This is a genomic window from Vaginisenegalia massiliensis (genome assembly GCF_900604935.1).
In the GTDB taxonomy this organism is placed as follows: domain Bacteria; phylum Bacillota; class Bacilli; order Lactobacillales; family Aerococcaceae; genus Vaginisenegalia; species Vaginisenegalia massiliensis.
This window is the reverse complement of record NZ_UWPC01000017.1, coordinates 1-6,552: the sequence shown is the minus strand read 5'-3', so window position 1 is coordinate 6,552 and position 6,552 is coordinate 1. Positions and strand designations below refer to the sequence as shown.

Genomic DNA, 6,552 nt, shown 5'->3' with positions numbered 1-6,552 from the left:
GACATAGAAAAACTCCTTTCGATCTTAATGCGGTTGGTAGCCACATTTAAGTATAATCGAAAGGAGTTTTTAACGCTAAAGCTCTTGGCAGCTCACCCGTAAAACGGGTGGTTTTATTACGTTGTAACCAAATAACGCTCTTCCTCGTTTAGAGAAAGAGCGTTATTTTTTTATTGTCTACTGCGATTAGGGTACCACTGGATAATCTGTTAGAGCAGCCGGATTCGCAGTTAAATCTGCGTCAAAAGTATGATCTTGAGTAAAGGTTGCATCACTCTTTAAGAAATATTTATAGCGTTCATAACCAGAAACAACCGGTTCTGATAAGACACCTGTCACTGGATCATCCCAAGTTAAGTCGACATTATACCACTGTCCATCGATTTGAACCTTATTCCATGCGTGTCCTTCGTTATTGTTAAATGCACGATGACCTGTTGCGTAATAAGTATTAATGCCTAAACTATCCATGAATTTAGCAAAGAGAGCCGCATAAGCCTGGCAGACACCACGGTCATACTGCGTGATGGCATAAGGTGAGTGAACAGACACGCCATAGTAAGTGTCTGGATTGGTTGACGAACCGTCACCTTTCACAATACCTGGTTCTGGAGCTGAATAGTTAACATAGGCTGCATTATGCAAGATGTAGTCATAGACTCCTTTAACCTTATCATAGGTCGTCTTACCTACTGCATTTAAGGCCAATGTATTTATGGCATCATTCACAAATTGTGTCACTGCTGCTTCTTGAGCCGCTGTATGATGGAATAGCTTATTAACAACGAGATCAGTTGTGGTAGATCCATCTGGTCCATATGACTGTCCCATACTTAATTCTGTTCCTTGAGTAATGGAACGTAAATAAGTTCCTTCGATATCGGCTTTATTAATCATATCCCAAAGTTCAGTTTCAGTGATATAACCCTGTACCGAGGTTGTAAATGTCACCGTTGGATCGGTTACTTTACTTGCATAATTATAAAGATCTTTTTGCAGTTGATCACGAACAGCTTGCGTCATAGGAGCTTGAACATAGATGACATAATCTAGCGTTTTAACCGATCCGTCAGCAAACTGAACGTCAATGCTATTCATAGTTCCACCCGCTGTTGCAGTCGAATAGGATCCTAAATCCGTAATAATTTGTGCATCAGTTGGAAGAGGTCCTTCAAAAGTAATCACGTCAACAGTAATTGGTTTACCTTGTAAAATAATAGTTTGAGCTGTGCCTGTATAAGCATCTGCTTGAGTAGGACCACTTTAGTACCAACTTCTGTGATTTCCGGCACCATAGCTGTGGTAATTTGGCGTGACAATTCTGTCCGGGCGGTTTCAACCCCATCAGTATAAGTCACTTCATAAGTAATGGTTTCAACCCCATTAACACCATTTTGAATGACCCGACTAAATCCTTGAACCATATTGGGGTTTTCACGGGTTTGTTTGGTAAATGGAATTGGGCTGGTTGTTGTTTCTTGCTTAGTCGTAACCACTGGAGCAGGAGCCACTTTAGTACCAATCTCTGTAATTTCTGGAACCATAGCTGTCGTAATTTGGCGAGAAACTTCTTTGCGACCGGTCTCAACACCGTCGGTATAGGTTACTTCATATGTGATTGTTTCAACCCCGTCTTTACCTGCTTGAACCACTTGGGTTTGGCCTTGAGCTAAGTTAGGATTGTTGCGTGTTTCTTTAGTAAATGGAATTGGATTGGTCGTTGTTTCTTGTTTAGTCGTTACCACTGGAGTTGCTTTTGTGCCAATCTCTGTAATTTCTGGAACCATAGCTGTCGTAATTTGACGAGAAACTTCTTTGCGACCTGTCTCAACACCGTCGGTATAGGTTACTTCATATGTGATTGTTTCAACCCCGTCTTTACCTGCTTGAACCACTTGGGTTTGGCCTTGAGCTAAGTTAGGATTGTTGCGTGTTTCTTTAGTAAATGGAATTGGATTGGTCGTTGTTTCTTGTTTAGTCGTTACCACTGGAGTTGCTTTTGTGCCAATCTCTGTAATTTCTGGAACCATAGCTGTCGTAATTTGACGAGAAACTTCTTTACGACCTGTCTCAACACCGTCGGTATAGGTTACTTCATATGTGATTGTTTCAACCCCGTCTTTACCTGCTTGAACCACTTGGGTTTGGCCTTGGGCTAAGTTAGGATTGTTGCGTGTTTCTTTGGTAAATGGAATTGGATTGGTCGTTATTTCTTGTTTAGTCGTTACCACTGGAGCTGCTTTTGTGCCAACACGAACAACTTTTTCAACCGGTACAACCACATTCGTTTTACTGTAGGTATGAGAGAATGGCTGACCATCCTTGGTAACTAAAACATCTGTAATAGTATAGGCTCCATCTTTACCTTCTTGTTCGACTGTGCTAGTCCCTTCTGGAAGGGTTGGGTCATAAATCGTTCGCGTATCAAACGGTACCTTAAAGTCTTTAACCGTGGTAGTCGTCACGACCTTGATTGGATCGTTTGGTACGTCAATCTCTTTTGTTACTTCTTTTTGAACGACTTTAGGAACTTGCTTAGTTATTTGTTTTTCAACAGGGGTTGGAACATTTACCGTCTCCACCATTGGATTACCATTTGCATCTAGTACTGGATTGCCAGCTTCATCCAAGACTGGAACTTGAGTTGGTACATCTACCATTTCTGTAATGGTTTCCGTAACGGTCTCATAAATTGTTTCTTCCACAATCTCTGTAACTGTTTCTTTATGAGTTCCCGTAGCTGCTTCAGTCGAATTTTGAACATCTTGGCTAGTATTGACTAAGATATCCCCTGCTCCAGGGCTGATAACTTCATCAAATTGTCCGACAGGTTGAGTTGGTTGGACAGTCGTGGTTGGATCAGACGGTTGAGTCGGTTGGACAGTCGTAACCGGTTCTTGAGGTTTACTTGTTTCGACACTAGTAGTCGTCTCTTCTGTTTGACTAGCACTTTCTGGTGTAGTGGTATTTACCTTAGATTCCGTCTTAGTTTCCTTTTTATCAGTCGTAGTGTTCGATTCAACTGAACTTTGTTTGCGCGGACCGGATAGAATGTCAAGAATATCACCAGTAAGCAACATATCCATTGAGGATAAACCATGTTGACTCGCTAATTCTGCTACAGTCATATCACAAGCCTGAGCTAGATTACTCAAAGTGTCGCCCCATTGAATAACATACACCGCATTACCTAAGTCTTTTTGACGTGCAATCTCAGCTTTTATTTCATCGACTGTGTTTTCTTTCCAAGGATTTGAAGTCTTAGACAAGGCTTCTTCCACTTGCTTTCTGATTGATTCATCTTTTAGATAAGTTGCTTTGTCAGCAAAGTCTGTCGCATAGCCATTGTTCCATAAAGCTTCAATGGATACAGCATTTCGCGCAACAACAACTCCTGTCAATGGCATCCCTGCACTAGCCACCATCATGGTTAACGAGACGGCCACCCAAAAGCCCTTAACTTTTCGCAAAATCTTTTTACCTGTCATCATATTTCATCCTACACCTTTCGATAAATGTCTTGGCAAATCGACTAACAAATATATATACCATTATACGCTATTACATTAAAATAAACATCATCTTTTACTTTAAATACAGCAAATAAGAACTTTATCCTCAAATTCTAATCAAATTCTCTAAAAGACTAACATTGATCCACATCGACAACACCAGACAATTGTCCGGAGTTTCGACAAGTAGCTATTTTAAGGATATTGTTCGCTAATCACGACAAAAAAACAGGCTTATGCTCTCACACAAACCTGTCCTCACAACAAAAAATATATTCCTATTAATCCAAAATCAATGTCGAAACACCAATCGATTTCGGTCCTGCATGAACACCCAATACAGCAGTCAATTGGGTTTCGATAACTAAATCTGCTCTTGCAATGACATCCGCTAAATCGTCTCTCAATTGGGCGACTTCTTCCGGATTATCCCCCGAGAAAATAAATAAACGGTAGCGCTGTGCTGAACCAATCTCATCACGAACACAATTTACTAAGCGTTGGAGACTTTTTTTATTTCCTCGAGCTTTATCGATGACACCGACTTCGCCATCAACAGCCTTAAGCAATGGGTGAATATTTAACAAGGTTCCTAACATTCCCTTATATTTATTAAAGCGCCCACCTCGCACCACATATTCGAGCGTTCTAAACAAGGCAAAAATATTAGCTTGAGGCAAAAGGCGTTCAAGCTCTTCTACAATGGCTTGAGCCGGTTGACCTTGATCGCGCAATTGAGCTGCTTGAATCGCCAATAAACCAGCACTTCCGGCTACTTGACGGGAATCGATAATAAATAACTCTATTCCTTCGACTTGATCTGCCACCACTTGCATCAGTTGGCGCATTCCGGTTATTTTGGCTGAAGACGTGATTACAACCGCTTGGGTATATCCCTCTTCTTTTAATTGATCAAATTTATCAAAGACTTCTTGGATGGGTGGAATCCCTGTTGATAAGACTTTATGTTGACTCATATGGTCGTAAAAATACTGAGTATCAATATCAACTAAGTCTTTATAATGGTTATCATCCATTTGTACATAATAGGATAAAATTTCGATTCCATATTTTTCACCAAGTTCAAAGGTTAAATCTTGTGAACTATCAGCAACAATAGCAATTTTATTCATTTTCATCTCCTAAATGATCGAACCCTTTCAAATCAATAATAAGGGTTCCGAGTATTTTTAACGCTAACGCAGTCGAAATGACACTAATACCTTCTGCTTTGGGATTAATGGCTTGTTGGGGCAAAATTAATCCTGGCTGATTATCAAAATTTTGAAAAATAGACTGAATACTTTGGGTGATGCTTTCAGCCAAAATATTATAGGCTTCTTCTAGGGGCATCATACGTAATTGTAAAGCCATACCTTGATGAACACTTTCAATATTCAGGACTTGCTTATACAAGACAATGGTTATCAAGACCGCAATATGTTGCCGACTATATTTTCGTCCTTCAATCTTTGGCATCACACCCCATTTAGAATAATTCTGGATCATGGTCACAGTTAAGCCCTTTGAATCGATTAATAAAGGAGCCAATTCTTGATTAATATATTGAATCACTTCTTTACTAAAAAGACTTTGTTTAGGCAAATCTTCCCATTTAGGACAGACGAAATGTTGAAGTTCTTGAATACGATCCACCCTAGCTACCCCCTATAAGCGGTTATAATAACCATATATTACCCAAATCCTTTTACCCTGTCAACTTGACTGGCCAAGAAACACAAAAAGCCTCCCCATACAAGGGAAGACTCCTTTACACTAATTAATTAACGTTTTTTCATAAATTTCCGCAGAACAAAGCCTAGCGCAAGGCAGATAATAAGCACCATTACAATGGTTAACCACCAACCATCAGGGTTTTTGCCTAAAGGCAAAGGAACATTCATTCCAAAGAAACCCGAAATAATGGTCGGTACCATAAGGAAAATAGATACCAAAGTTAAGATTGTCATATTGTCATTCAGTTCATTATTCAAAATATTATTATAAGTCCCCGAAAGTTGTTGCATGATTTGCGAGTTGAGTTTTGTCATTTGAACAAGTTGTTTTGCTTCAATGATAGCATCATCCAAACGATCTTTTTCATCGTCTAATAAACGACGGTAGAAAAATTGCGTTTTGATTTGTTCTAGCAAAACAGCATTTTGGGTTGAAGCCGCTACTAGGAAAACAATCCCCGTCTCCAAGTCAGACAAAGCCAATAAATTTTTCTTAGAGGTTTTTTCACGGAGCAAACGGTTGACCTGATCACGTTCCTGACTAATGGCTTCTACAACCGGGAAGTAGGATTCCGACACTAAAAACAACGCATCAAATAATAAAGCAAAAACCGTTTCAATCTCCTCCGTTTGAATATAACGGTTAAGACGCTCAACGATATACATATTAGTTTGATTTGATATCGTGATGAGTCGGTTACGTTGGACGATAAATGTCATCGGAATAGTCTCGTAATGTCGATCATTCTTTACGCGATTCAAAACATTGTAGATAACTAAAAAAGTTCCCGTTTCTTTATCATAATCAATATGGGCCTGCTCGTTACGGTCTAAAGCATAATCTAAGAAGTCTTCATCAATATCATATCGTTCAAAAATGTCTGAATCATGTTTGCTAATATCGGAGTTAATATTAATCCATTGACATTGTTCATTGATAGTTATTTCACGATACACATCGTCACCTCACCTTGCTTGTTTCATTATACAAGGCTCAACTAAATTTAGCGAGCACTCCAGTCTAACCAAGTTTTTCACCGATTGTCAATAGGGCCTCGAGCACTTTTTACAAGTCCCTGACCTATTCAGTAAATATCCACCAGCGTAGCTGGTGGCTTTACGGTCAGCCCTAGAAGGGCTTGTTACTGCGAGCCCCTTAAAGGGGCTTTTTTTAATGGACTGCCAACCGCAAACTCCCTTTACCTATTTTGCAAAGGGATCAATATACTCTTTTTTACTTATACTATCACTCAGTCTATCTTCTATTTCTTGATCACGAATATACTTTTCGATCATCTTCTGAT

At 39.6% G+C, this 6,552-nt stretch carries 5 protein-coding genes; all 5 read right to left on the bottom strand.

The annotated features are described in order from the left end of the window. Positions 1 to 186: 186 nt before the first annotated feature. The gene (locus EIH20_RS08470; protein ID WP_124059663.1) at positions 187 to 1,185 is read right to left on the bottom strand and encodes a transglutaminase domain-containing protein; all 999 of its coding nucleotides are present in this window, start codon (positions 1,183 to 1,185) and stop codon (positions 187 to 189) included. Continuing rightward, positions 1,182 to 3,491, bottom strand: a complete 2,310-nt coding sequence (locus EIH20_RS08465; RefSeq protein WP_124059661.1) for a G5 domain-containing protein — start codon at positions 3,489 to 3,491, stop codon at positions 1,182 to 1,184. The genes EIH20_RS08470 and EIH20_RS08465 overlap by 4 nt, the downstream gene beginning before the upstream one ends. A 302-nt stretch (positions 3,492 to 3,793) precedes the next feature. Continuing rightward, the gene (locus EIH20_RS08460) at positions 3,794 to 4,645 is read right to left on the bottom strand and encodes a DegV family protein (RefSeq protein ID WP_124059659.1); all 852 of its coding nucleotides are present in this window, start codon (positions 4,643 to 4,645) and stop codon (positions 3,794 to 3,796) included. Beyond that, positions 4,638 to 5,168 (bottom strand): DUF1836 domain-containing protein, encoded by a 531-nt coding sequence (locus tag EIH20_RS08455; RefSeq protein WP_124059657.1) that lies wholly within the window; start codon positions 5,166 to 5,168, stop codon positions 4,638 to 4,640. The genes EIH20_RS08460 and EIH20_RS08455 overlap by 8 nt, the downstream gene beginning before the upstream one ends. Before the next feature lie 128 nt (positions 5,169 to 5,296). Then, positions 5,297 to 6,205, bottom strand: coding sequence for a magnesium transporter CorA family protein (locus EIH20_RS08450; protein ID WP_124059655.1), 909 nt, complete (start codon positions 6,203 to 6,205; stop codon positions 5,297 to 5,299). Between the last annotated feature and the right edge of the window lie 347 nt (positions 6,206 to 6,552).

Bases quoted from the DNA above. Each gene is read 5' to 3' on its own strand.
- EIH20_RS08465 (WP_124059661.1), bottom strand. From the start codon at position 3,491: ATGATGACAGGTAAAAAGATTTTGCGAAAAGTTAAGGGCTTTTGGGTG.
- EIH20_RS08460 (WP_124059659.1), bottom strand. From the start codon at position 4,645: ATGAATAAAATTGCTATTGTTGCTGATAGTTCACAAGATTTAACCTTT.